General features: G+C 49.1%; 17 protein-coding genes. 13 read left to right on the top strand and 4 right to left on the bottom strand.

The window, feature by feature from the left end:
- Positions 1 to 129: 129 nt before the first annotated feature.
- From HGH91_RS23055 to HGH91_RS23030, 6 genes are all read left to right on the top strand, one after another.
- Entirely contained in the window at positions 130 to 1,152 is a 1,023-nt protein-coding gene (locus HGH91_RS23055) for a family 43 glycosylhydrolase (RefSeq protein ID WP_168741153.1), read from the top strand.
- A 19-nt stretch (positions 1,153 to 1,171) separates the two neighbouring features.
- Complete coding sequence (locus HGH91_RS23050; protein WP_168741152.1) at positions 1,172 to 3,016, top strand: glycoside hydrolase family 2 protein; 1,845 nt, start codon at positions 1,172 to 1,174, stop codon at positions 3,014 to 3,016.
- Positions 3,017 to 3,018: 2 nt separating this feature from the next.
- Complete coding sequence (locus tag HGH91_RS23045; protein WP_247651823.1) at positions 3,019 to 5,073, top strand: beta-L-arabinofuranosidase domain-containing protein; 2,055 nt, start codon at positions 3,019 to 3,021, stop codon at positions 5,071 to 5,073.
- A gap of 73 nt (positions 5,074 to 5,146) precedes the next feature.
- A complete protein-coding gene (locus tag HGH91_RS23040) occupies positions 5,147 to 8,305 on the top strand; it encodes a SusC/RagA family TonB-linked outer membrane protein (protein ID WP_168741151.1) in 3,159 nt (1,052 codons plus the stop codon).
- A gap of 19 nt (positions 8,306 to 8,324) precedes the next feature.
- Complete coding sequence (locus tag HGH91_RS23035) at positions 8,325 to 10,277, top strand: RagB/SusD family nutrient uptake outer membrane protein (RefSeq protein ID WP_168741150.1); 1,953 nt, start codon at positions 8,325 to 8,327, stop codon at positions 10,275 to 10,277.
- An 11-nt stretch (positions 10,278 to 10,288) separates the two neighbouring features.
- Positions 10,289 to 10,990 carry a DUF3823 domain-containing protein gene (locus tag HGH91_RS23030; RefSeq protein WP_168741149.1) on the top strand — a complete coding sequence of 234 codons (702 nt, stop codon included), beginning with the start codon at positions 10,289 to 10,291 and terminating at the stop codon, positions 10,988 to 10,990.
- Positions 10,991 to 11,091: 101 nt separating this feature from the next.
- On the opposite strand, the gene HGH91_RS23025 is transcribed toward HGH91_RS23030, so the two are convergent.
- Positions 11,092 to 11,970, bottom strand: coding sequence for a LysR substrate-binding domain-containing protein (locus tag HGH91_RS23025; protein WP_168741148.1), 879 nt, complete (start codon positions 11,968 to 11,970; stop codon positions 11,092 to 11,094).
- A gap of 87 nt (positions 11,971 to 12,057) precedes the next feature.
- Here HGH91_RS23025 and HGH91_RS23020 point away from each other — a divergent pair, with 87 nt between their 5' ends.
- Both HGH91_RS23020 and HGH91_RS23015 read left to right on the top strand, forming a co-directional pair.
- Entirely contained in the window at positions 12,058 to 12,444 is a 387-nt protein-coding gene (locus HGH91_RS23020; protein WP_168741147.1) for a cupin domain-containing protein, read from the top strand.
- 3 nt (positions 12,445 to 12,447) lie between these two features.
- The gene (locus HGH91_RS23015; RefSeq protein ID WP_168741146.1) at positions 12,448 to 12,834 is read left to right on the top strand and encodes a tautomerase family protein; all 387 of its coding nucleotides are present in this window, start codon (positions 12,448 to 12,450) and stop codon (positions 12,832 to 12,834) included.
- 44 nt (positions 12,835 to 12,878) lie between these two features.
- Here the strand turns inward: HGH91_RS23015 and HGH91_RS23010 are convergent, their stop codons facing one another.
- Positions 12,879 to 13,403: a dihydrofolate reductase family protein gene (locus tag HGH91_RS23010; RefSeq protein ID WP_168741145.1), complete on the bottom strand. Its 525-nt coding sequence runs from the start codon at positions 13,401 to 13,403 to the stop codon at positions 12,879 to 12,881.
- A gap of 186 nt (positions 13,404 to 13,589) precedes the next feature.
- Between HGH91_RS23010 and HGH91_RS23005 the strand changes: the two genes are divergently transcribed.
- The gene (locus HGH91_RS23005) at positions 13,590 to 13,976 is read left to right on the top strand and encodes a hypothetical protein (RefSeq protein ID WP_168741144.1); all 387 of its coding nucleotides are present in this window, start codon (positions 13,590 to 13,592) and stop codon (positions 13,974 to 13,976) included.
- Positions 13,977 to 14,039: 63 nt separating this feature from the next.
- Here HGH91_RS23005 and HGH91_RS23000 read toward each other — a convergent pair whose 3' ends face one another.
- Positions 14,040 to 14,855 carry a helix-turn-helix domain-containing protein gene (locus HGH91_RS23000; protein ID WP_168741143.1) on the bottom strand — a complete coding sequence of 272 codons (816 nt, stop codon included), beginning with the start codon at positions 14,853 to 14,855 and terminating at the stop codon, positions 14,040 to 14,042.
- 77 nt (positions 14,856 to 14,932) lie between these two features.
- On the opposite strand from HGH91_RS23000, the gene HGH91_RS22995 reads away from it, so the two are divergent.
- The 3 genes from HGH91_RS22995 (at position 14,933) to rpiA (ending at position 19,238) form a co-directional block, all read left to right on the top strand.
- Positions 14,933 to 15,859: a YihY/virulence factor BrkB family protein gene (locus tag HGH91_RS22995; protein ID WP_168741142.1), complete on the top strand. Its 927-nt coding sequence runs from the start codon at positions 14,933 to 14,935 to the stop codon at positions 15,857 to 15,859.
- A gap of 99 nt (positions 15,860 to 15,958) precedes the next feature.
- Positions 15,959 to 18,421 carry a glycosyl hydrolase family 95 catalytic domain-containing protein gene (locus tag HGH91_RS22990; protein WP_168741141.1) on the top strand — a complete coding sequence of 821 codons (2,463 nt, stop codon included), beginning with the start codon at positions 15,959 to 15,961 and terminating at the stop codon, positions 18,419 to 18,421.
- Between the two features lie 115 nt (positions 18,422 to 18,536).
- A complete protein-coding gene (gene rpiA / locus HGH91_RS22985; protein ID WP_168741140.1) occupies positions 18,537 to 19,238 on the top strand; it encodes a ribose 5-phosphate isomerase A in 702 nt (233 codons plus the stop codon).
- Here the strand turns inward: rpiA and HGH91_RS22980 are convergent.
- Positions 19,226 to 21,916, bottom strand: coding sequence for an alpha-L-rhamnosidase (locus HGH91_RS22980; RefSeq protein ID WP_247651822.1), 2,691 nt, complete (start codon positions 21,914 to 21,916; stop codon positions 19,226 to 19,228). The genes rpiA and HGH91_RS22980 overlap by 13 nt on opposite strands.
- Before the next feature lie 113 nt (positions 21,917 to 22,029).
- Between HGH91_RS22980 and HGH91_RS22975 the strand changes: the two genes are divergently transcribed.
- On the top strand, positions 22,030 to 22,572 hold the full coding sequence (locus HGH91_RS22975) for a TetR/AcrR family transcriptional regulator (protein ID WP_211092396.1): 543 nt from the start codon (positions 22,030 to 22,032) through the stop codon (positions 22,570 to 22,572).
- The last annotated feature ends 72 nt before the right edge of the window (positions 22,573 to 22,644 follow it).

Here is a 22,644-nt window from a genome sequence, read left to right as displayed (position 1 = left end):
AAAATGATACAAAAGAGATAAAAATTGAGATAAACAGACGCCCGGAAAAACCAGGGAAATGCTTTCTTTGAGGAAGTGTTTAAGCGTGATTTTTACACTTAAATAACGCAGTTGCTAAATGTCCATGTTATGAAAGTCTGCCAGCTACTTTCCCTGCTATGTTTATTATTGATCACCGCTGTTTGCAGGGCTGCCGCAGCTGATACCACCGGGGTATTCACCAACCCGCTGTTGGGTAGCGGTCCCGATCCCTGGGTGATACAGCATAAGGGATATTATTATTACCTGCATACCACGGGGCATAACCTGGTGATCCGTAAAACCGCGCGGATGTCTGAACTGGGCAAAGCCCCGGAAGTGGTAGTATGGACGCCACTCCGAAAAGGGCCGAATGTGCGGGATGTATGGGCACCGGAACTGCACCGGCTCGATAATAAATGGTATTTGTATTATACCGCGGGATCTTCAGACAGTATCCATCCCCAGCACACCTTTGTATTGGAGAATGCGGCGGAAGATCCTACCACCGGCACCTGGACTGACCGGGGACAAATAAAAGATACTGCCGCCGACTATTTTGCGATAGACGGGACGGTGTTTACGTATCAGCGCCAGCGTTATTTTATCTGGAGCGGACATAATGGTAAAGACAACGTACAGCGACTCTATATTGCCCGTATGTCCAATCCCTGGACCCTGGTATCGCCCCGGGTGGAAATAGCCGCGCCTCAATATGCCTGGGAGCAGAACGGGGTGAATGAAGGACCGGAAATATTAAAGAATAACAGGGGAGAGGTATTCCTGGTATTTTCTGCCTGTGGGTGTTGGACAGAAAATTATACATTGGGTATCATGACCCTGAAAAAAAATGCAGATCCTTTACAACCCGGCAACTGGACCAAATCGCCTGAACCCGTGCTGAAAAGCAAACCGGAAAATGGTGCTTTCGCACCAGGGCACAACGGCTTTTTTAAATCAGTGGACGGGCGCGAAGACTGGATTATCTATCATGCCAATTCAAAAGCGGGACAAGGCTGCGGAGGCGCGCGTAATCCGCGTATACAACAGATTACCTGGCGACCCGATGGACGCCCGGATTTTGGAGAGCCGGTGAAAATAAATACACCTGTAAAAAGACCTTCCGGAGAATAAAATCACTATAAGTATACATATGAAAAAGACGTACCTATTTTTTGCGCTGGCCTTAGGATGGGGTTGGAACACCGCCAACGCACAGCAGGAATGGAAAATGGTGGCTGGTAAAATTGCCACGCCCTGGAGTGAACAGGTATCACCTGCCGCTACTTTGCCGGAATATCCACGTCCACAGCTGGTAAGAGGCAACTGGAAAAACCTGAATGGCCTGTGGAATTATGCTATTCAACCAAAAGGAAAGGAAAAACCTGCTGCATGGGATGGAAAGATACTGGTGCCTTTCGCCGTGGAATCGGCTTTGTCAGGCGTAGGCCGCAACGTAGGTAAAGACAATGAACTCTGGTACAATACCTCGCTTACCTTACCCGGCGTCATGCAGGGAAAGAAGATATTACTGCATTTTGGAGCCTCCGACTGGCGTACTACCGTATATGTAAACGGACGGGAAGCCGGTCAGCACGAGGGAGGCTTTGATCCGTTTACACTGGATATTACCGCCTTGGTTAAAAAAGGCAAACAAGACATTGTAGTGCGGGTATGGGACCCCACCAATGACGGTCCGCAGCCAAGAGGTAAGCAAGTAGTAAAACCAGAAGGCATCTGGTATACGCCTGTAACCGGTATCTGGCAAACCGTATGGGTAGAAGCCGTAGCAGATACTTATATTGCCGGTACCCGCCAAACACCGGATATTGATCAGCAAACGCTCACGGTAACGCCCAATGTGGCCAATGCAAAAGCCGGTGATATAATAACAGTGGCCGCTTTCGACGGCGCCAATAAAGTTGCCGAGCAAGTGATCAACGGCGACAATGCCGTACTGAAGATTGCGTCGCCCAAACTGTGGTCACCGGAATCGCCTTTCCTGTATGATCTCAAACTAACGGTAACGCGTAAAGGAAAAGTAATAGACGAAGTGAAGAGTTATTTCGCGATGCGCAAATCCTCTATTGGTAAAGATGCCAATGGCATCCAGCGCATGTTACTGAATAACCGCTTTGTATTCCAGTTTGGTCCGCTGGACCAGGGCTGGTGGCCCGACGGCTTATATACCGCGCCTACAGATGGAGCCCTGAAATACGATATCGTGCAAACAAAAGCCATGGGCTTTAACATGATCCGTAAACATATCAAAGTAGAACCGGCCCGCTGGTATTATTACTGCGATCTGTTAGGTATGCTGGTATGGCAGGATATGCCCAGCGGCGACCTGGGTAATGGCTGGGAGCCGCGTCCCGGCATCGTCGACCGCGCCACCGATCAGCATCGCTCACCCGAATCGGAAGGCTACTACCGGAAAGAATGGAATGCTATTATCGACCATTTATACAACTACCCGTCTATCGTAGTATGGACGCCATTCAACGAAGCATGGGGCCAGTTTAAAACGATGGATATTGCCCAGTGGACTATGCAGAAAGATCCTTCCCGCCTGGTGAATACCGCCAGCGGTGGTAACTTTTACCCCGTAGGGCCTATCATCGACCTGCATAACTACCCTGAGCCAGCCATGCCGGATCCGGCTGTTTATGGCGACAAGCGCGCTATTGTGCTGGGAGAATTCGGGGGACTGGGATTGCCGGTAGATGGGCACGTATGGCAACAAAAAGATAACTGGGGTTATCAGAGCTTTAAGAATGCCAACGATCTGTTTAAACGTTACAGCGGATTTACTGATCGCCTGGAAACATTGATCAAACAAGGACTATCGGCCGCTGTATATACACAGACCACCGATGTGGAAGTAGAGATCAACGGTTTAATGACCTACGACCGTAAAGTACAGAAGGTGCCGGTAGAACAACTGAAACAAGTACATCAGAAATTATATAACCCAGCACTGGTAACCTTAAAACCCTGACGATGGAACAACGAAAGAAGTTTGGTTTATTGATTCTTTCTGTTTTTGCTGTGGGAATAAGACCTGCGGATGCGATGCATCCGCAGGTTACCAGTGCAGACACCTCGTCGTTTGTAGTGCCTGTGTACCAGCCATTGCCACTGGGCGCTATCAGGCCCCAGGGATGGTTGCGGCATCAGCTGCAAATCATGCGCGACGGCAGTACTGGCCACCTCGATGAAGTATACAATAAAGTAAAACAGGATAATGGCTGGCTCGGCGGAAAAGGGGATGGATGGGAAGAAACACCTTACTGGCTCGATGGCGCCGTGCCCCTGGCTTACCTGCTGGACGACAAGGCCCTGCAACAGAAAGTAAAAAGATATATCGACTGGACCCTGCAGCACCAGCGGCCTTCCGGGTATTTTGGCCCGGTTACCAATGCAGAGCGGTCTGGCAGTGTAACCATCAACGTGAGTAACGCCGATCAGGGCGAAGACTGGTGGCCGAAGATGGTGATGCTAAAGGTATTGCAACAATATTATACGGCGACAAATGATACCCGCGTTTTATCTTTTATGACGCGGTACTTTAATTACCAGCTACAGGCATTGAAAAAATGCCCGTTGGGTAAATGGACAGAATGGGCTACTTCCCGGGGATCGGAGAATGTGATGATGGCACAATGGCTATACGGGATCACTAAAGACAAGCAACTGCTGGAACTGGCCAACCTGCTGCAATCGCAGGCGTTTGCCTGGAGCGACTGGCTGGGCAACCGCAGCTGGGTAATAGACGCCGCCGCCCAACAGAACGACCAGCACTGGATGCGCCGGCACGGTGTAAATGTGGGAATGGGACTTAAAGTGCCCGCGCTGGATTATCAACGTACCGGCAACAAGAAATACCTGCAGGACCTGCACACCGGTTTCGCCGACCTGATGCACCTGCATGGACTGCCGATGGGCATTTTTTCTGCTGATGAAGATCTGCACGGTAACGCCCCTACGCAGGGAACTGAGCTATGCGCCATCGTAGAATCTATGTTCTCTCTGGAAGAAATTATCGGTATCACCGGCGATCCCGTTTATATGGACGCGCTGGAGCGAATGACCTTTAATGCCCTGCCTACGCAAACCACCGACGACTACAACAATAAGCAGTATTTCCAGATGGCCAACCAGGTGAATATCAAAAGGGGAGTATTTAATTTTTCCCTGCCGTTTGACCGGGAAATGAATAATGTGCTGGGGATGAGAAGCGGTTATACCTGCTGCCTCGCCAACATGCACCAGGGCTGGACGAAATTCGCTTCCCACCTGTGGTATAGCACCGCCGGCAATGGCCTGGCTGCACTCACTTACAGTCCCAATGAAGTAACCGCCAAAGTAGGAAAAACAAATACCGCGGTAACGATTAAAGAAATAACCGCTTACCCGTTTGATGAGCAGGTGCGTTTTGACCTGGCAATGTCACAGGCAGTAGCATTCCCTTTACAACTGCGCATCCCCGCCTGGTGTGAAGAAGCGGTAGTGATGATCAACGGTGAGAAAATACGCAGTGAAAAAGGCGGCCAGGTAATTACCCTGGAGCGCAACTGGCGCAATGGCGACCAGGTAACCCTGCAACTACCTATGCAGCTGCGCACTTCCAATTGGGGTCGTAATTCACGCGCCGTGGAAAGAGGTCCTATCGTATATGCGTTAAAGGTAGGAGAACGCTGGGAAAAAGGACATGATGATGCAGAAGGTGATTATTTCAGTGTCTATCCTACCGGTGACTGGAACTACGGACTTCCGGAAAAAATTATTCAATCACCCGCACAATACCTGAAAATAACGCAGGTGCAACCGGTAACTGACCAGTTTGTCTGGAACCTGGAGCATGCCCCTGTAACGATTACCGCTACCGGGAAAAAGATCCCGGAATGGAAGCTGGTAGATGATGTAGCGCCACAACCCGTAACAGATAGAAATGGTATTTATAAAGGCCGTGTAAACGAGCAGGAAGAAACCATCAGCCTGGTACCGTATGGATGTACCAAGGTAAGAATCGTAGCATTTCCCGTTGTAAAGTAATTATTTGAAAGATCAACCAAAACTGACAGTTATGAAAAACTGATAGTCCAATAAACCACACAAAAATAATGTTATGAAAAAGCGATTACGTATCCGCATCCCAATGCGGAATGTAATACTGGCCGGGCTATGCCCGTTACTGTCGGTATTACTGCTCTTCTGCGCCCTTATGGGCCACGCTGCTCCGGCAGATATCATTGTTTCCGGTAAAGTAACAGATGACAAGGGCATGGCCCTGGTCGGCGTTACAGTAAGCGTGAAAGGCACGTCCAAAGGCACTTCCACCGATGCTAATGGCGCTTTCAGCCTGTCGGTGCCCGACAAAAATGCGATACTGGTATTTTCCTACGTAGGTTACGTCAAACAGGAAATGTCCGCAGGCGACAAAAATGTACAGCATGTAAAACTGGAAACAGATAGTAAAGGATTAGGAGAAGTGATTGTGGTGGGATATGGTACCCAGAAAAAAGAATCGGTGACAGGCGCCATTTCCGGCGTTACCAGCAAAGACCTGGAACGGGTACATGCTTCCACCGTGAGCGCTACACTGGCAGGTAAAATACCCGGCGTGAGTTTTCGTATGCCCGACGGCCGCCCCGGCGCCAGCGCCAATATCCAGGTGCGTAACTTTGGGAATGTATTATATGTGATTGACGGTATCCAGAAGGATGCCGGTCAGTTTAACAACATCTCCCCCAATGACATTGAAAGTATTTCTGTGCTGAAAGACGCTTCTGCGGCTATCTACGGGGTGAGAGCAGCTAATGGGGTGGTAGTGGTCACCACTAAAAGAGGAAAGGCCGGCAGCAACACCATTAACGTAGACGCCTACACGGGATGGCAAAACTGGTCGCGTTTCCCAAAAACAGTAAACGCTTATGAGTGGATGCTGGCCAAGGCCGACGCAGAAATGAATGCAGAAAATCCGCATACCGACATCACCCAGGCTGAACTGGATAAGTGGAAAGCCGGCACAGAAAAAGGTTACCGCAGCTTCGACTGGTATGATTTCATCATCAAGAAAAATGCGCCCCAATATTCTGTAAATGTAAATGCCACCGGGGGAACGGAAAATATTAACTACTATTTGTCCGTTACCCGCCTGGATCAGAAATCGGTGCTGGGAAGAGAGTTCGACTTCAACCGTACCAACATACAAAGTAATGTGGATGCCAAGGTAGCCAAGCGGATCAAAGTTGGCGTGCAGATCAATGGACGCATTGAAGAAAGAGACAATCCCGGCGTACCTGGCGGTGATGACTATTGGGCGCCGCGTTTCGCCTTATTCCGCAACCGCCCTACAGAGCGGCCTTACGCCAACGACAACCCGCTTTACCCGAATGATATAGGTCATAATACAGAGAACTGGGCCGTGCAAACCAAAGCCATCTCCGGCTACTGGACAGAAGACTGGCGGGTGTTGCAAACCAACTTCAACGCGTCTTATGAAACACCTATTAAAGGACTTACGCTGAAAGGTATGTACTCGTACTACTTTGCAGATAAGCTGATGAACGGACACGAATATACGTACGATACCTATACGTATCAGCCGCAAACAGATACCTACCTGCGCACGGGCGGAAGCTCCAACCCGTGGCGGGAGAGAGGAACACACAAAGTATTGGAAAACGTAGTGCAGGGACAAATTAACTATAACAATACTTTCGGCAGGCACGCCATCGGTGCTACCGTTGTGTCTGAACGCATCAAGCGCCGGGAGCTGGATGTATGGGTACATGCAGTACCGAAGAGCAACCTGTTGCCATTGCTGCAGTTTTCCGATATGGACACCTATAACGACAAAGACTGGAGCGAAGCCCGTGTGGGTTATATAGGCCGCTTCAACTACGCATTCAGCGATAAGTATTTCCTGGAACTCGCCGGCCGTTATGACGGTTCCTGGAAGTTTTCGCCGGATAAAAGATGGGGTTTCTTTCCTTCTGTTTCTGCCGGATGGCGGCTAACAGAGGAGCCCTTCTTCAAACGCTGGATGGGTGGCAGTTCCGTACTGACAGAATTGAAACTCCGCGCTTCCTATGGTGAACTGGGTGATGATGATATTGGCATAGGCGCGTATGACTATATGCCGGGTTATACCTACGGTACTTCTACCGTTATACTGGATGGTACCGTGATCAGGGGTTCCCGCGATAAAGGGGTGCCTAATAACCGCCTGTCGTGGTTTGTAAGTAAGATTGCGGATATAGGTATAGACTACCAGCTGTGGAATGGTAAAGTATATGGCTCGATCGACTGGTTTAACCGTAAGCGTTCCGGGCTGCGTGGCCGCAAGTACGATGTGCTGGTGCCCAGCGAAATTGGCTACAACCTGCCGGATGAAAACGTAAACAGCGATGCCCAGAAAGGAGGCGAGTTTTCCATTGCCTACACCTCTAATATCAGGAAAGTAAATTTTGTAGTAGGTGGTAACGTGTCTTATTCCAGGAGCCGTTTCCTGGAGTCTTATAAGCCCGTGTGGGGCAACTCATGGGATCATTACCGGAATTCCCAGGAAAACAGGTGGAGTAATATTTACTGGGGATATGAGGCCATCGGGCAGTTTCAGTCGCCGGAACAGATCAGTAAGTACCCCGTTAACATAGATGGCCAGGGAAATAAAACCCTGTTGCCCGGCGATATTATTTACAAAGACGTGAATGGCGATAATGTGATCGACGACCGGGATATGCGCCCCATTGGTTATCAAACCACTGGCAACCCTACGGTTAACTTTGGCTTTAACCTGGGCGTAAGATGGAACGGTTTCGACTTTGCAGCCGATTTCTCCGGTGGCGCTATGTATTCCTACAACCAGAACTGGGAAATGCGCTGGCCCTTCCAGAATGGTGGTAACCTGCTCCGTCAGTTCTACGACGATCGCTGGCACCGCGAAGATCCTTTTGATGTGAACAGTAAATGGATCCCCGGGAAGAACCCTCCATTGCGTTTTAACCGCGGCGACCACAGCAACTACAACAAGCCGTCTACCTTCTGGTTGCACAATGTGCGTTATGTGAGATTAAGAACACTGGAGCTGGGATACACGCTGCCACAGAACTTACTGGACAGGGTAAAAATCAAGAAGACCAGGGTGTATGTGAATACCTATAACCTGTTTTCAATAGACAACGTGAAATCCCTGGGTATAGAGCCTGAGATTGCAGATGAAAACGGGTTACAGTATCCGCAGAATAAGTTGATCAACGTGGGCCTGAACCTTACTTTCTAAGTAATAAATAAAATGAGTTATGAAAAAGAGTTTGCTATATATAGGACTGGTCGTACTCGTATTAAATGCAGGGTGCAATAAGGATAAAGAATTCCTGAACGTACCGCCCACAGATGTGTTGCAGGACGAGCAGTTGTGGAATGATGAAGGGTTGATATTGTCGGTGCTGGCTGATTTATACGATCGTTACCCCGATCGTCAGACCGATTATAATAATTCTCCTATCCCATCCATGGTAACCCAAACTATTGATAACTGGGCGGAGTTTGCCCGTTTTGATGAAGCCTTCGCCTCTGAAAATGGCCAGTACTGGCGGCATGGAGCCAGTCAGTATGATTATGTGTTTCCAGGTATGATGGTAAAGGACCGTGGTGAGATTACTTACTGGGATTATGCTTACATCCGCGAGCTGAATACTTTTATTGCCAAATGCGCTACTTCCGTAAAGCTGAAGCAGGACGTAAAAGACCGCTTCGTTGCAGAAGCGCGGTACCTGAGAGCGGTGGTGTATTTCGAAGAGGTGAAAAGGCTGGGTGGCGTACCATTGATCCTGGAACCATTACAGTATGATTATAAGGGAGATCCTGCCTACCTGCAGCATGCCAGGGCAAAGGAGTCTGATATTTATGATTTTGTACTTAGTGAGATGGATACCGTGAGGAAATATGTTCCTTCCAGCCCGATCAGCAAAACGAGGGTAACAGTGGGTCTGGCGCTGGCTACCAAAACCAGGGCAGCCCTGTATGCTGCCTCCATTGCAAAGTATGGCGCTACCACACCGGAAGTGTCGCTGCCCGGCGGCGAGGTTGGTATTCCTGCTGCCAAAGCCAATGCCTACTATGCTATTGCACTGAAAACAGCCCAGGAGCTGATCAACAGTGGTAGCTATTCGCTGTACAAGAAAAACAGCGATAACCTGACACAGAACTTTATCAGTCTGTTTATAGACAAAGGTGCTAACCCGGAAGTAATTTTTGCGAAAGACTACAAGCTGCAAAGCGGCAGGGTACAGGGATGGACGTTGTGGAGCCAGCCCCGTTCCAATGCCGAGGAGCAGCAGGGTGGGCGCCTCAATCCTTCGCTCAACCTGGTGCAGTCGTTCGAACTGCTGGATAATACCTTCGCACCATTGCCCATCAATGCTCCCGGCGGTGGCTATAGGTACTACAGCGATCCGCAGGACTTGTTTGCCAATAGGGATCCGCGTTTAGCCGCTACCGTTATACTGCCCGGGTCATCATTTAAAGACAAACCGGTAGATATCTGGGCAGGATACATCCGTAATAACGGCAGCATCGTAACCGGGGATAACTTCGGCGCAAAAGGTAAACTGGAGCCTAACGGACCAGATGTGCAGGTAGTAGGATATGACGGCCCGGTAAACAACCTGGAGTTCAGCGCCCAATCTGGTTTTATTGTCAGGAAGTATATGGATCCTACTGTAGGTTCGGGTCGTATTGGTACCCAGAGCGAGGTATGGTGGATCCGTTACCGGTATGCAGAAGTATTGCTGAATGCCGCAGAAGCCGCATTTGAACTGGGGCAGGCAGACGTTGCCGCCGGTTATATCAACCAGGTGAGGGAACGGGCTGGATTTACTATCCCGCTTACACCCGGCGATATTACCTTTGGCCGCATTGTACATGAAAGGAAAGTAGAGCTGGCCTTTGAAGGGCATGAGTTCTGGGATATGAAACGCTGGCGCCTGGCCCATAAAGTATGGAATGGGGAAAGCGTACCACTTACTACCAACACCGGCGATCCGGAAGCTATAAGTACCCGCGTATTTGCGTTATGGCCATATAAAGTGTATGATCCGGGAGGCCCGAATAATGGGAAGTATATCTTTAAACAAGTACTGCCCGGGGCGGTTACTTCCGCTCATAAATTCCGGATGGGAAATTACTATAGCTCCATTGGGGATGATATTCGTAGTAATAATCCTAAGATAGTAAAGAATCCTAACCAATAAAACAAATGAAGATGAAGATAATAGTTAGAAGCATACTGTTTGTTGCGTTAGTGGCAGGTATCGCTTCCTGTAAGAAAGATAACTACCCGGCGCCCTCCAGCACTTTCAGCGGGAAATTGGTATACCAGGGGGAACCCGTGAATGTAAGTTACAACGACGTGTATTTTGAACTGTGGGAGCCCGGGTGGGGAAAAAGTACGGCAATAAATGTGAATGTAAGCCAGGATGGCAGTTTTTCGACCTTACTGTTTAATGCCAGTTATAAACTGATTATCCCTGCTTCGCAGGGGCCATTCCGCTCCCTACCCGATAAAGGAACAGGCACAGATACCATGCTGCTGAATGTTTCCGGCAGTATAAAGCAGGACATAGAAGTAATGCCTTACTATATGATCCGCACGCCAAAATTCACCAATACCGGGCGCTCGCTGACCGCCACCTTCCGCATCGATAAAATTATTACCGATGCCAACGCGAGGAATGTGGAAAAAGTGGCGCTTTATGTTTGTAAGAACCAGTTTGTGGATGGACGTAACAGTATCAAGACCGTGGAGAAACCAGGATCGGCTATTACAGACCCGGCTAGCGTAAGCTTGCAGCTGGATATACCAGATGTGGTGCCTGCACAGAAGTCTGTATTCGCCCGTATCGGGTTAAAAGTAGCGGGGGTAGAAGATATGATTTTCTCCCGTGTGCAGGAAGTAGTGTTGTAAAGCTAAAAGCAGAAAGCGTAAAGCAAAAAGCTATTGTAGCGAATGACCAATGCGATTTTTTAATTATTCGCAAATATCATTCGCTACAATAGCTTTTTGCTTTACGCTTTTAGCTTTATGCCTGCTGCAATTGTTTCATGCAGGATCTCTATCAGTTTCTTCACCGCTTTTGAAGGCGATTTTTTGTAAGTGAGCATAAATACTTCCACATCCGGTAGGGAAGGCAGGCCGGAAGCGCCGTTGAGTACTGTGCATCCCGCCGGAAGCCCCATGGCCGTGCGGATGGTAATGCCCAGTCCTGCCTGTGCAGCCGCCCACATACCAGCCAGGCTGCCGCTGGTGAGTGCAGGTCGCCAGGAGCGGTTTATTTTTTCGAGGGCATTGAGCCCTATTTTGCGGAAGAGACAGGGCGCTTCAAATAAGAGCAAGGGAAGAGGATCTTGCCGGGTAACAGCGATATGTTGGTGGCTGCCAATCCATCGGACAGGCAGTGAACCAATGGGAATGGCGTTTTCCGGTGTTGTTTTTCCGAAGGAAATAATCACATCCAGCTTTCCACTTTCCAGTTGCTGGGCCAGGGGAGCCTGCCGGTCAATGGTCACTTCAATTTCCATATGAGGATGTACGGCTGCAAAGCGCGCCAGTACAGTAGGTAATCCACTCTCTGCAAAGTCGGCCGGTATGCCTAGCCGTACTTTTCCGGCAATCTGTGTAGCACTGAGGGCGGCCACGGCCTGTTGATTGATATCGAGCAGCTGCCTGGCATAGCCGAGCAGCAGGTCGCCGCTGGCGGTTAATTGCCAGCCCCGGCCCTGTTTAATAAACAGCTGGTGCCCGGTTGTTTCTTCCAGTCGCTGCATTTGCAGACTTACGGCCGATTGGGAGCGGGCTACCTGGTCGGCTGCCCTGGCAAAGCTATTTAGGTCAACTGCCAGCACAAACGTGCGCAACAGATCCAGGTCCAGCAGGTCGGTAATCATAGTTTAATTTTATTAAAGTATCTGGTTAAATGTTTCAATATTGCAAATGTATGAAAGCTGCTTAAGTTTGTAATGAAATCATTTCCCATGAAAAAATTACTATTCGCCATGGCCGTATTATCAGCAGGAGACGCCGCCGCGCAAACTGCCCCGGTACGTAAGCAGCTATTGCAGCAGGACTTGCCCGCTTTCAGCGTAGAAGAAGTAAAGATGGACCAGATCACCCTCGCCCCGGGGCAGGGCGCTCCCGTGCACCATCATCCGGGGGAAGTATACGGCTATATTGTATCGGGCGAAATCATCTACCAGCCTGCTGGAGCGGCAGCCGTCCTGTTACATGCCGGCGATGCCTTCCGCGAAGTAGCCGGACAAGAGATTACACAATTTAAAAATGCACATGCCGATCAACCGGCTTCTTTTGTAGCTGTTTACCTGTTGAAAAAAGGTCAGCCTCCTATCATCATTAAAAAATAAATTATGCCTTTCGTACAGATCTATGTGGGAGCCCATCTCTCCCCGGCTAATAAAAAAGATATTTCCATTGCCATACACCAAAGCCTCATGGCGCATTTCCTCATCCCGGAAAAAGATTATTTCCAGGTGATTCATGTGATGCAACCGGAGGATTTGTTGTATCCCGATAGTTATTTTGATGTGCCCCATTCAAACAACCTCATTTATATACGCATTACAGCCCGTTCAGGCAGAACCGTGGAAATGAAACAGGCACTGTATAAAAGTATCGCCAGCCGTATTGCTGCTACTACGCCGGTGAGCGAAAATGATGTGGTGATTATATTAGTGGAGAACGAATTGCCCGATTGGTCATTTGGACAGGGAGTGGCACAGATGGTGGGAAGATAATGGTATACGCTGTGAGGATGCCCGTATCCTCACAGCGTATACGGCTATTTTTTGTAATGTAGTTCCAACACGCCGCTGCTGTATGGTTTGGCTTCCGTGAACTGGAAAACCTTTTCCATCGGAATACCTCCGAAAGCAGGAATGCCATCGCCCAATACAATAGGAATAACATGCAGGATCATTTCATCAATAAGATTTTCCGCCAGCAGTGCCCCATTCAACTGTCCGCCGCCTGCCAGCCATATGTCCTTACCCGTTCCCTCTTTTAACTCCCGTACAAAGTCGATGATATTTTCGCTGACAAATGTTACATAAGGTGCCGTAGTCAGGCTACGATCTCTCGTAAAAACATAGTTGGTTTTTTCTGTGTAAGGAAAATCTCCCATGGCCAAAATATCTTTATAGGTAGTATGACCAAGCAGCGTGGTGTCGATCGTCGCAAAGAAATCTGCATAACCATAATCAGTACCTTCCGGATTAGGGAACCCTAACAACCAGTCAATTTTTCCTGCTTTATCGGCCACAAATCCATCCAGGCTCATCGCCGTGTAAACTTTTACTTGTTTCATCTTTTTTATACAAAGGTGGGGATAAGCGATGGCTTAAAATTGTACAAAATTTCCCATTGTCGAAGCCGAAAAATCACATTGATAAATGATCATATAAAATAATAGTGTAATAAAAAATATCTGTTGAAATTCAAGCGGGGCGTTTGTTTAGATGGTAATTTCGACCCACTAAATTTTCTGAAATATATGGAAACACAAGCTTTACTGGAGATTTTGGGAAAATTTGATGTAGTTAATGAAAGTTTACTATTTATAGGTAAATCTCTCGAGGGAGTTAACAAGCGACTTGACACTATTGAGGTACGCCTGGATGTGATTGAAGAAAGGTTGGATGTGATTGACAAACGGTTGGACGTTATTGATGCACGCCTGGATGCCGTCGATGTTCGCCTAGATGCCATGGATAAGCGTTTCGACGCTATAGATATCCGGATCGATACGATGGAAGAAAAGTTTGAACGCCGGTTTGATCTGGTGGATGCCCGCCTGGAATCAATAGCCTACGACATCGAAAAAATTGCGGAGTGGGTGCCATTCAGAACACCGCCGTTAAACTTTATCGGCAAAAGCTGATGATGATTGTTTGTCTGATCCCGGTCGAATGGTAAATAACCCTGCTGTTTACAGCGGGGTTTTTTATGAGAGGAAAATGGTATTGGGCATCTTATCGTGTACTTGTTGCTGCTTCACCGCCTTCCGGAACGCAGAAGGTGTAATGCCTGCAAATGTTTTAAACACCCGGATAAAATGTGCCTGGTCATAAAATCCATTGTCGTAGGCAATATCCGTCAGCGGCCTGTTGGGATGTGCGGCTATCTGTGCTACCGCGGTATTTACCAGCCCGAGGTGCGTATACTTTTTGGGAGCCATTCCCAATATGGTGTTACAGGTGTGGATATATTTTTTGGAAGAAATCAGTTTATCTGAAATGTTGGATTTAATATGCCCTTTTTGCAACGTGAATGGCGTTTGCAGGGCCATCACTTCTTCGGGAATTAATTGAGGTCGCGCCATTTTAAGCAGGAATTTTTCCATGATCAGCAGCTTGTCTGCCGGTGTTAGCGCGGTGTCCAGTTCCTGCAACAACGTATGCGCCGATGCGCCCCAGATATCTGGTAAGGAGAGCGGGCGCTCCTGCAGTGTGGCGGCCGACAAGCCACATAAGCGGTACAGTCCAAAAGGTTTCAACATGATGCCCAGGGCCTTATATTTTCCCTGCGCCTGCGTGGTGATGGGACCTGGCAATACAGCCGATGCCATGCCCTGTTGGTCATAATGCAGTTGTTGCTGTGGACTGGTTACGGCAAAATGATCTCCGAAATTGATGATCAGTTCCTGGTGTAGAAAAGGGATGGTATAGCAATGCAGTTTAATGGCCGGCGCCTCATGATACCATAAGTAGTCTATGGCTTCTATGAGTTCATTTTGCGGTATATGTATGTATGCATCCATCGGGACAAAGATACGATTTGTCGATCGCATGGCGGGGGTAGGAAATTAATCAGTAAATTGGGCCTTAATTGCCTGGCATGGAAACCGTTACAAAGGAAAGGATACTACCCCGCTGGCAGCTGTTGCTGTTGTCTTTCAAGGATGCTTATCAATTGCTCCAGGCAAATGATCCGTTGAGGATGGCGGGCGCAACAGCCTTTTTTACCACCTTTGCCTTGCCTGCTATTCTTATTATCATTATACAATTACTGCGGGTGATATTCCGGATCCAGCATCCGGGGAAACGATTGATGGCGCAGCTGGAAGGCATGTTTGGCGTGGAAACAACAGAAGCCATCCTGCAAACGCTGCGGGCATTCCGGAGCATTGCGCAAAACTGGATCATTGCTATAGCAGGATTTCTTTTTTTACTCTTTGTCGCCACCACGTTGTTTAAAATAATAAAGGGCTCCCTCAATGAGCTGTGGCGGGTACGCCCTTCGCAGAAAGTAGGCTTTGGCCGCATGATGTTATCCCGCCTGAAAGGGGCGCTGGTGATTGTTTTTGCAGGCATCCTGTTTATCATCGACCTGGTAGCGGAAACTGCCAGAACCTTCCTGGGGAAGTATATTGATGAATATATACCGGCATTGGGTGTTTACTACAATAGTGCCCTGAACTATGTGATATCGGTGCTCGTGGTGATGATCTGGTTTTTCCTGGTATTTTATTTCCTGCCCGATGGCCGTCCGCGTTGGAGAGTAGGTCTCACCGGCGCTTTTGTAACGAGCATTTTATTCAACATAGGCAAAGCCGTGTTGAAAGTGATGCTCACGTATAGCAGTATCAATAGCATTTACGGCGCTTCCGCCTCGATGGTGCTGTTGTTGCTGTTTATGTTTTATTCTTCCCTGATATTTTATTACGGCGCGTGTTTTACGGATGCCTGGGGCTCCCGTACTGCACGTCCCGTAGTGCCCCTGCATTACGCCAACCGGTATGCGCTGACGGATGCCGCTGATTAACGCCGCGCAACTGGCATAAAAGCTATACAGAATTCGCAATTATTAAGCGGGAATTCGCAATCTTTTTGATGGCTGGTTTTTTTATATATTTTGTAAGACATGAACTGCAAGATATATTCCACATTACAGGCAGCCTTGTTGTTGGGCGCACTCACGTTATCTGCACAATCCGATATTACCATTCGTTTCGATGAACCTGCCCGCCATTTTACGGCCTCTTCTCCTTTGGGAAATGGACGTATGGGAGCCATGGTATTTGGTAATACCAATAGGGAGAGAATTGTACTCAATGAAATTTCTATGTGGTCCGGTGGCGTACAGGACGCCGACAGCAAAGAAGCAGGTCAGTACCTGCACCAGATCCAGCAGTTGCTGCTGGAAGGAAAAAATATTGAAGCACAGAAAATGCTGCAGCAATATTTTATCTGTGCCGGTCCCGGCTCAGGTAGCGGCAATGGCGCCAATGTGAAGTTTGGTTGTTATCAGACCCTGGGCGATTTATTTATCCAGTGGAAAGATACCCTATCTGCAGTGAGTGATTATCAACGTACGCTGAAACTGGACAGTGCTATGAATACCCTTACCTGGAAAAAGGCCGGGGTCACTTATAAAGAAGAAGTGTTGGTATCTGCGCCGCAACAGGTTATCGCTATCCGGCTGGTAGCCGATAAACCCGGCAGCTTGTCTTTCAGCACGGGCTTATATCGCCGGGAGCGGGCCAGCATACGCCTGGTAAATGGTGCACTGGAAATGACCGGTACCCTGAATGGCGGCAACGATGACCCCGGTGTACAATATGCGGCCGTGCTGAAAGTAATTTCCAAGGGCGGTACCCGTACCCAAACCAATGAGCAGGTAACGATCAACGGCGCCAATGAATGTATCCTGCTGGTGGCCGCACATACAAATATGAACTGGCCCCACGTAGAAAAACCGGGACCAGCGCCGCTTCCGGCTACCGTGAAGGATATCGCCAAAGCGGCTACGGTGGCCTGGCCTGCGTTGCTGCAATCGCATGTAAAAGACTATACTACGTTGTTTAACCGTTGCCAGGTAGCATTTACGGATAATAGTAACAACGAGGTAAAAGACCTGTCGACCGTTGCCCGTTTACAACGGCTGCAACAGGGACAAAAAGACGCCTCCCTGATGTCGCTGTATTTCAATTTTGGCCGCTACCTGTTAATCAGCTCTTCCCGCAAAGGTGGGATGCCTGCCAATTTACAGGGCTTGTGGGCGGAAGAATACCAGACTCCCTGGAATGGAGATTACCACCTCGATATCAACGTAGAAATGAACTATTGGCCGGCAGAGGTAACGAATCTGTCGGATTGCCACCAGCCGCTGTTTACGTTAACGAAACAGATGGCCGACTATGGTCGCCGTACGGCACGCCGCTATTACAATGCCAACGGCTGGGTAGCACATGTAATTGCTAACCCCTGGGGCTATACGTCGCCGGGCGAGGGTGCGGGTTGGGGATCTACGGCCAACGGAGGCGCCTGGGTGGCTACCCATCTCTGGAAACATTACCAGTACACGAACGACAAACAGTTCCTGAAAGAAGTATACCCGATACTGAAAGGTGTAGGGGAATTTTATAAAGATGTGCTCATCACAGAGCCTTCCCATCAATGGCTGGTAACAGCGCCTTCCAATTCTCCCGAAAATACCTATGTGCTGCCGGATGGCCGCACCGGTGAAACCTGTATGGGACCTACCATGGACATGCAGATTTGCCGCGATGTGCTGGGAGCCGCTGTAGCAGCGGCCCGCATCCTGCAAACAGATAAAGCCTGGGCCGACAGCCTGCAACACATCGTGTCACGCCTGGCGCCGAACCAGGTCAGTCCCACTACCGGAGGTGTACAGGAATGGCTGCAGGACTATAAGGAGGCCGACCCGCACCACCGCCACGTATCCCCATTATACGGCCTGTATCCTTACGATGAAATTACGCCCTGGGATACGCCGGAAATGGCAGCAGCGGCAAAACGAACATTGCAAACAAGGGGCGATGCCGGCACCGGTTGGTCCCGCGCCTGGAAAGTTGCTTTCTGGGCCCGCCTCGGCGATGGTAACCATGCCTATAAAATGCTGAAAGAGCTGTGGGCGCCTGCCGCTGCCGGTAGCGAAATAAAAATGAATTCCGGCGCAGGCACTTATGCCAACCTGTTTTGTGCACACCCGCCTTTCCAGATAGATGGTAACTTTGGCGCCACTGCAGGTATCGCAGAAATGCTGCTGCAAAGTCATGGCGTGAATAACATTATCCGCTTCCTGCCAGCACTGCCATCAGATGAACAGTTTGCCGCCGGGAAAGTGAAAGGCCTGAAAGCCGTGAACGGTTTTGTGGTAGATTTTACCTGGCAGCATCAACAGGTACAAACGGTTAATGTGCTCTCCGGTACGGGCGCACCCTGCCGGTTACTACTGCCGGCATCAGCAGTGGTAAAGGATCGTAACGGGGCAGTAGTGCCTCACCAGTATAAAAACGGCGTGCTTTATTTTAACACGACAAAAGGAATGACCTACGGGATTAGCATAAAGCAGAAAGCATAAAGTGAAAAGCAAAAAGCTATTTTCGCGATTCAACGTATCGATTTTCTTATATTCGCTTTAGTCATTCGCTAAAATAGCTTTTTGCGTTATGCTTTAAGCCTTCAGCTTTAAAAATATGGAAGACCTGAAACAAGTGGCTGCCAGGGCAGCATTAGATTTTATAAAACCCGGACAGGTAATAGGTATAGGTGCGGGTAGTACCATGGCGCACCTGGTAAATTACCTGAAAGAAGACGCCACCCGCTGGAAGCATATTACTACGGTTACTTCTTCTTTTAATACCCGGCAGCTCCTGCTGGAAAATGGTTTTGTGGTAAAGCCCATCAGTGAGGTATCCAAACTGGATATTTATTTTGATGGCTGCGATCAGTTTGACCAGCATCTCAACGCGTTGAAAAGTGGTGGCGGTATACATACCCATGAAAAGCTGCTGGCAGCCATGGCAGATAAGTTTATCCTGGTAGGAGATGGCAGCAAATATGTAGCCCAGCTGTATACTACGTTCCCGGTGGTGATAGAATTGATACCGGAATCCCTGCCTTTTGTGATGCAGCGGATCCGTGATTTGTTTTCATTGGCCAATCCGGTGCTTCGCCTTAGCAATAAAAAAGATGGGGCAGTGATTTCTGAAAATGGCAATTTGCTCATCGATATCTGGTTCCGTTCTTTCCCGCCATTAGACAGTCTGAACCAGCGGTTAAAAGATATTCCGGGTATACTCGAAACATCCCTTTTTTACCAGATGGCACAGGTGGCCATCATAGCGGGAAAGAACGGGGTGGAAATTATCCGCAGGGATCCCACCTACTTAATCTGAAACTCCCAGGTGCCTGCATTTACCTGGTAGCGCGCTCCTTTAGTGGTAGCTATTGTACTTACCAGTTTGTTTTGCTGATATATTTTTTGTTGGGGAGAGAGATGAAAAAATAAGTCGCCATGGCTGTTGGCAGGTATGGTAACGGTATAGCTAATTACGCTGCCGTTTCTTTTCCAGGCGGAAACAATGCGGCCGTAGGGACTTTCATGGCTGGCTTCAAAATGATCCAGTCCATCTACGAACTGCGGCGATAGCAGGATGTTCCTGAATCCGGGTGCTGTTTCGTCTGGTTTAATGCCGGCAATGCCTTTATACAACCAGGCGCCAATTTCTCCAAACATAATATGGTTGCGCGACAGGTCGGAAGCTGCGTGTATATCCCAGTTTTCGTACAGGGTGGTAGCGCCGTTCATGATCCACCATCCCCAGGAAGGGAAGGTGCGTTGCGCCGCCAGCTTGTAAGCCACATCGGCATAGCCGTTTTCGCTGAGTGCATTCAGGATGCTTTTGGTGCCCAGCAGGCCCACATCGAGGTGAAAGTGGTCGTCGGCTACGCGTTGCGCCAATTGCGCGGCCACCTTGCTTTTTATGGCATCAGGCACCAGTCCCCAATAAAGCGCTGCGCTTTGTTCCGTTTGTACGCCATCGCCGTAAATGCCGGTATCGGTATGCAGGTATTTGGCGTTAAAAGCAGATTTTATTTTATCTGCCAATGCCTGGTAGCGGGTATAGTCGGCTGTTTTACCAAAGAGTTTGGCTGCCTTGGCGAGTATCAGTGCATCGGCGTAGTAGTAGGCGGTAGAAGTGAATTCCACCGGTGTTTTTGACTTTACAGGCACCCAGTCGCCCAATCCCCAGGTGGTGAGGCCGGAGGGACTGATATCGGTGATATGGTCTACATAACGGCGTATCGATTCATAGGAGGCCGATAGCAGCGTAGTATCGCCGTAAAAAAGATAGATATTCCAGGGAATGATAGCGATGGTGCTGGTCCAGTCCGGGCCGTTGCCCCATTCGTAACCCCAGCCGCCGGTGGGAATGATAGAAGGCAGTATGCCATTGGGTTGTTGTTCATCCCGGTGGTCGGCCAGCCATTTTTCGTAGATGGTAATGCCGTCGAAGTTATAGAGACCGGTTTCTATGGCAATTTGTGCATCGCCGGTCCATCCATTTTTTTCCCGTTGGGGGCAGTCGGTCGGATAGCCGAATAAGTTGGAAAGATAGGCGTTGTTGGTGGCCCACCACAGTTTATTGACCATGGTATCGCTGCTGTTTACCTGGCCTGCCGGTGGCACATCGCTGTGCATAAAGTAGCCGGTAAGGTTTTCTTTGGTCAGTTTTACCGGCTGACTGCTGGTCACTTCCACGTACTGAAATCCTTTGTAGTTGAAATGTGGCATAAAGGTTTCTTCGCCTTTACCATTCAGCGTATAGATATCTGTTTGAAAAGGATCGGTATTATCCGTGGGGCGGTAATGAACAACGATATTGGAGAGATCAACGAATCCATTTTTATCCAGCTGTTCGCCGTGTTTTAGTTTGAGTACCGTGCCCGGTGCGCCGCTTACGCGTATCTTACTCACGCCGGCAATATTTCTGCCCAGGTCAAACACCCAGGTGCTGTCGTTCAATTGCTGCATACTGGCAGCCGGAATCTCCTCTACGTTGGTAATGGGATAGAGTTGCTGCGACACGATGTTTTTGGAAGGCGCTGCCCGGAAGATCACGTCGTGCCATTGCTGGTCGTTGAATAACGGCGTGGTCCATCCCGGCTGTTCCAGGCGGGCGTCGTAGTGTTCGGCGGTGTAAATGCTGTTGAATACGATGGGGCCGGTGGCTGTTTTCCAGTCCTTGCCCGTGGATATAGTGGCGGTGCTGCCATCGGTATATATAATGCGCAGGTCCATACAGAAAGTAGGCCTGCCGCGCCAGGGGGCTTCGTGGAAGTTCCATACGGCGGTGGACTGGTGGTTATACCATCCATTACCCAGGGTTACGCCGATGGCGTTTTGTCCGGGTTGCAGGAGGGACGTAACATCGTAAGTAACGTAGAGCGTGCGGCGGTCGAAGCGGGTGTACATAGGATCGAGGCGGTGATTGCCGGCCTTTTGCCCGTTGATATACAATTCGTATAATCCTGCTACGGCGATGTACGCGCGGGCCGATTGAATCGGTTTTCCGGCTGTAAAAACTTTCCGGAAGTTGGGTGCCGGCTTAGTATGTACATTATCGCCATCGCTGATCCAGGCGCCTTTCCAGTTGCGGCTGCTGATCATGCCGGTTTCAAACCAGGAGCGGGTGGCGGGCGATTGCTTTCCGTCTTTGTCCCACACTGCCACGCTCCAGTAGTAGCGGGTAAATGGTTGCAGGGCAGGTCCGGCGTAAGCTGTTAGTATATCGGCCTTATTCATTTTGCCGGATGTCCAGATAGGATGTGTATCGAGCGCAGCGGAGTCGGTGCTCACTTTTACCAGGTAAGCGGTTTGTCGCGCTGCAGCGCGATTATCGGCCAGTTGCCACGATAGGCGGGGATGTGCGGCATCTATACCGAGCGGTGTAAACAGGTGTTCGCATTGCAACCGGGTAGCGGTGCAAGGTGGCTGCGGGTTGGCGGCTGCCATCAAAAAAGATAGTACAGCGATAAGTAATAATGATGAGTGCCTGAATGTGGAATGCATGTGTTGTGATAATTTGAGACATCTGATATGAGACAAGATAATATATGATGCTCTTTTTTTGGAAATTTTATGAAAGATAGATCGATCTGTCTGTTTTTTTATATCTTTGTGATATGAATAAGAAGATAAGCGATCCAAAGCAGCGTTTATTGGAAACAGCCAGCGGGTTGTTTTACCGGCAGGGCTATCATGCCACGGGCATTAACCAGGTGATAGCAGAGGCGGGAGTAGCCAGGGCCAGTTTATACCTGCACTACGAATCGAAAGAATCATTGTTGCTGGCTTTCCTGCAGCAGCGGCATACCGACTGGATGGAGGGGTTGAAAACATTCACCGGAAAAGCATCTAAGCCCCGGGAAAGGATCCTGGCAGCATTCGATTACCTGCAGGACAATAATGAGCGGGAGGATTTCAGGGGTTGTGCCTTCCTGAATATATTATCAGAAACCACCGACCAGGATACCGCCATACTACGCGTTATCCAGGATCATAAGAAAGATGTGCGTGCCTTCCTGGCCGATATTCTTACCAAAGAAAAGCAGCTGGTACAGGATCATGTGTACCTGTTGTTCGAATCCGCTATCGTGGAAAGTCAGCTATACCGGAACCAGTGGCCGGTACAGGAAGCGAAGAAAGTGGTGGGCGGGTTGTTGTAAGTCTCTATAGAGAAAAGATGCGCAGCATCTTTTTTTAAACTATATAAATAGACAGATCGATCTATCTGTATT

The organism is Chitinophaga eiseniae (genome assembly GCF_012641265.1).
Taxonomy (GTDB): domain Bacteria; phylum Bacteroidota; class Bacteroidia; order Chitinophagales; family Chitinophagaceae; genus Chitinophaga; species Chitinophaga eiseniae_A.
The sequence above is the reverse complement of the archived record's forward strand: the minus strand, read 5'-3'. Positions and strand labels throughout refer to the sequence as shown.

Coding starts and splice junctions, on each gene's coding strand:
- HGH91_RS23055 (WP_168741153.1), top strand. CDS start 130: ATGAAAGTCTGCCAGCTACTTTCCCTGCTATGTTTATTATTGATCACC.
- HGH91_RS23050 (WP_168741152.1), top strand. CDS start 1,172: ATGAAAAAGACGTACCTATTTTTTGCGCTGGCCTTAGGATGGGGTTGG.
- HGH91_RS23045 (WP_247651823.1), top strand. CDS start 3,019: ATGGAACAACGAAAGAAGTTTGGTTTATTGATTCTTTCTGTTTTTGCT.
- HGH91_RS23040 (WP_168741151.1), top strand. CDS start 5,147: ATGAAAAAGCGATTACGTATCCGCATCCCAATGCGGAATGTAATACTG.
- HGH91_RS23035 (WP_168741150.1), top strand. CDS start 8,325: ATGAAAAAGAGTTTGCTATATATAGGACTGGTCGTACTCGTATTAAAT.
- HGH91_RS23030 (WP_168741149.1), top strand. CDS start 10,289: ATGAAGATAATAGTTAGAAGCATACTGTTTGTTGCGTTAGTGGCAGGT.
- HGH91_RS23025 (WP_168741148.1), bottom strand. CDS start 11,970: ATGATTACCGACCTGCTGGACCTGGATCTGTTGCGCACGTTTGTGCTG.
- HGH91_RS23020 (WP_168741147.1), top strand. CDS start 12,058: ATGAAAAAATTACTATTCGCCATGGCCGTATTATCAGCAGGAGACGCC.
- HGH91_RS23015 (WP_168741146.1), top strand. CDS start 12,448: ATGCCTTTCGTACAGATCTATGTGGGAGCCCATCTCTCCCCGGCTAAT.
- HGH91_RS23010 (WP_168741145.1), bottom strand. CDS start 13,403: ATGAAACAAGTAAAAGTTTACACGGCGATGAGCCTGGATGGATTTGTG.
- HGH91_RS23005 (WP_168741144.1), top strand. CDS start 13,590: ATGGAAACACAAGCTTTACTGGAGATTTTGGGAAAATTTGATGTAGTT.
- HGH91_RS23000 (WP_168741143.1), bottom strand. CDS start 14,855: ATGGATGCATACATACATATACCGCAAAATGAACTCATAGAAGCCATA.
- HGH91_RS22995 (WP_168741142.1), top strand. CDS start 14,933: ATGGAAACCGTTACAAAGGAAAGGATACTACCCCGCTGGCAGCTGTTG.
- HGH91_RS22990 (WP_168741141.1), top strand. CDS start 15,959: ATGAACTGCAAGATATATTCCACATTACAGGCAGCCTTGTTGTTGGGC.
- rpiA (WP_168741140.1), top strand. CDS start 18,537: ATGGAAGACCTGAAACAAGTGGCTGCCAGGGCAGCATTAGATTTTATA.
- HGH91_RS22980 (WP_247651822.1), bottom strand. CDS start 21,916: ATGCATTCCACATTCAGGCACTCATCATTATTACTTATCGCTGTACTA.
- HGH91_RS22975 (WP_211092396.1), top strand. CDS start 22,030: ATGAATAAGAAGATAAGCGATCCAAAGCAGCGTTTATTGGAAACAGCC.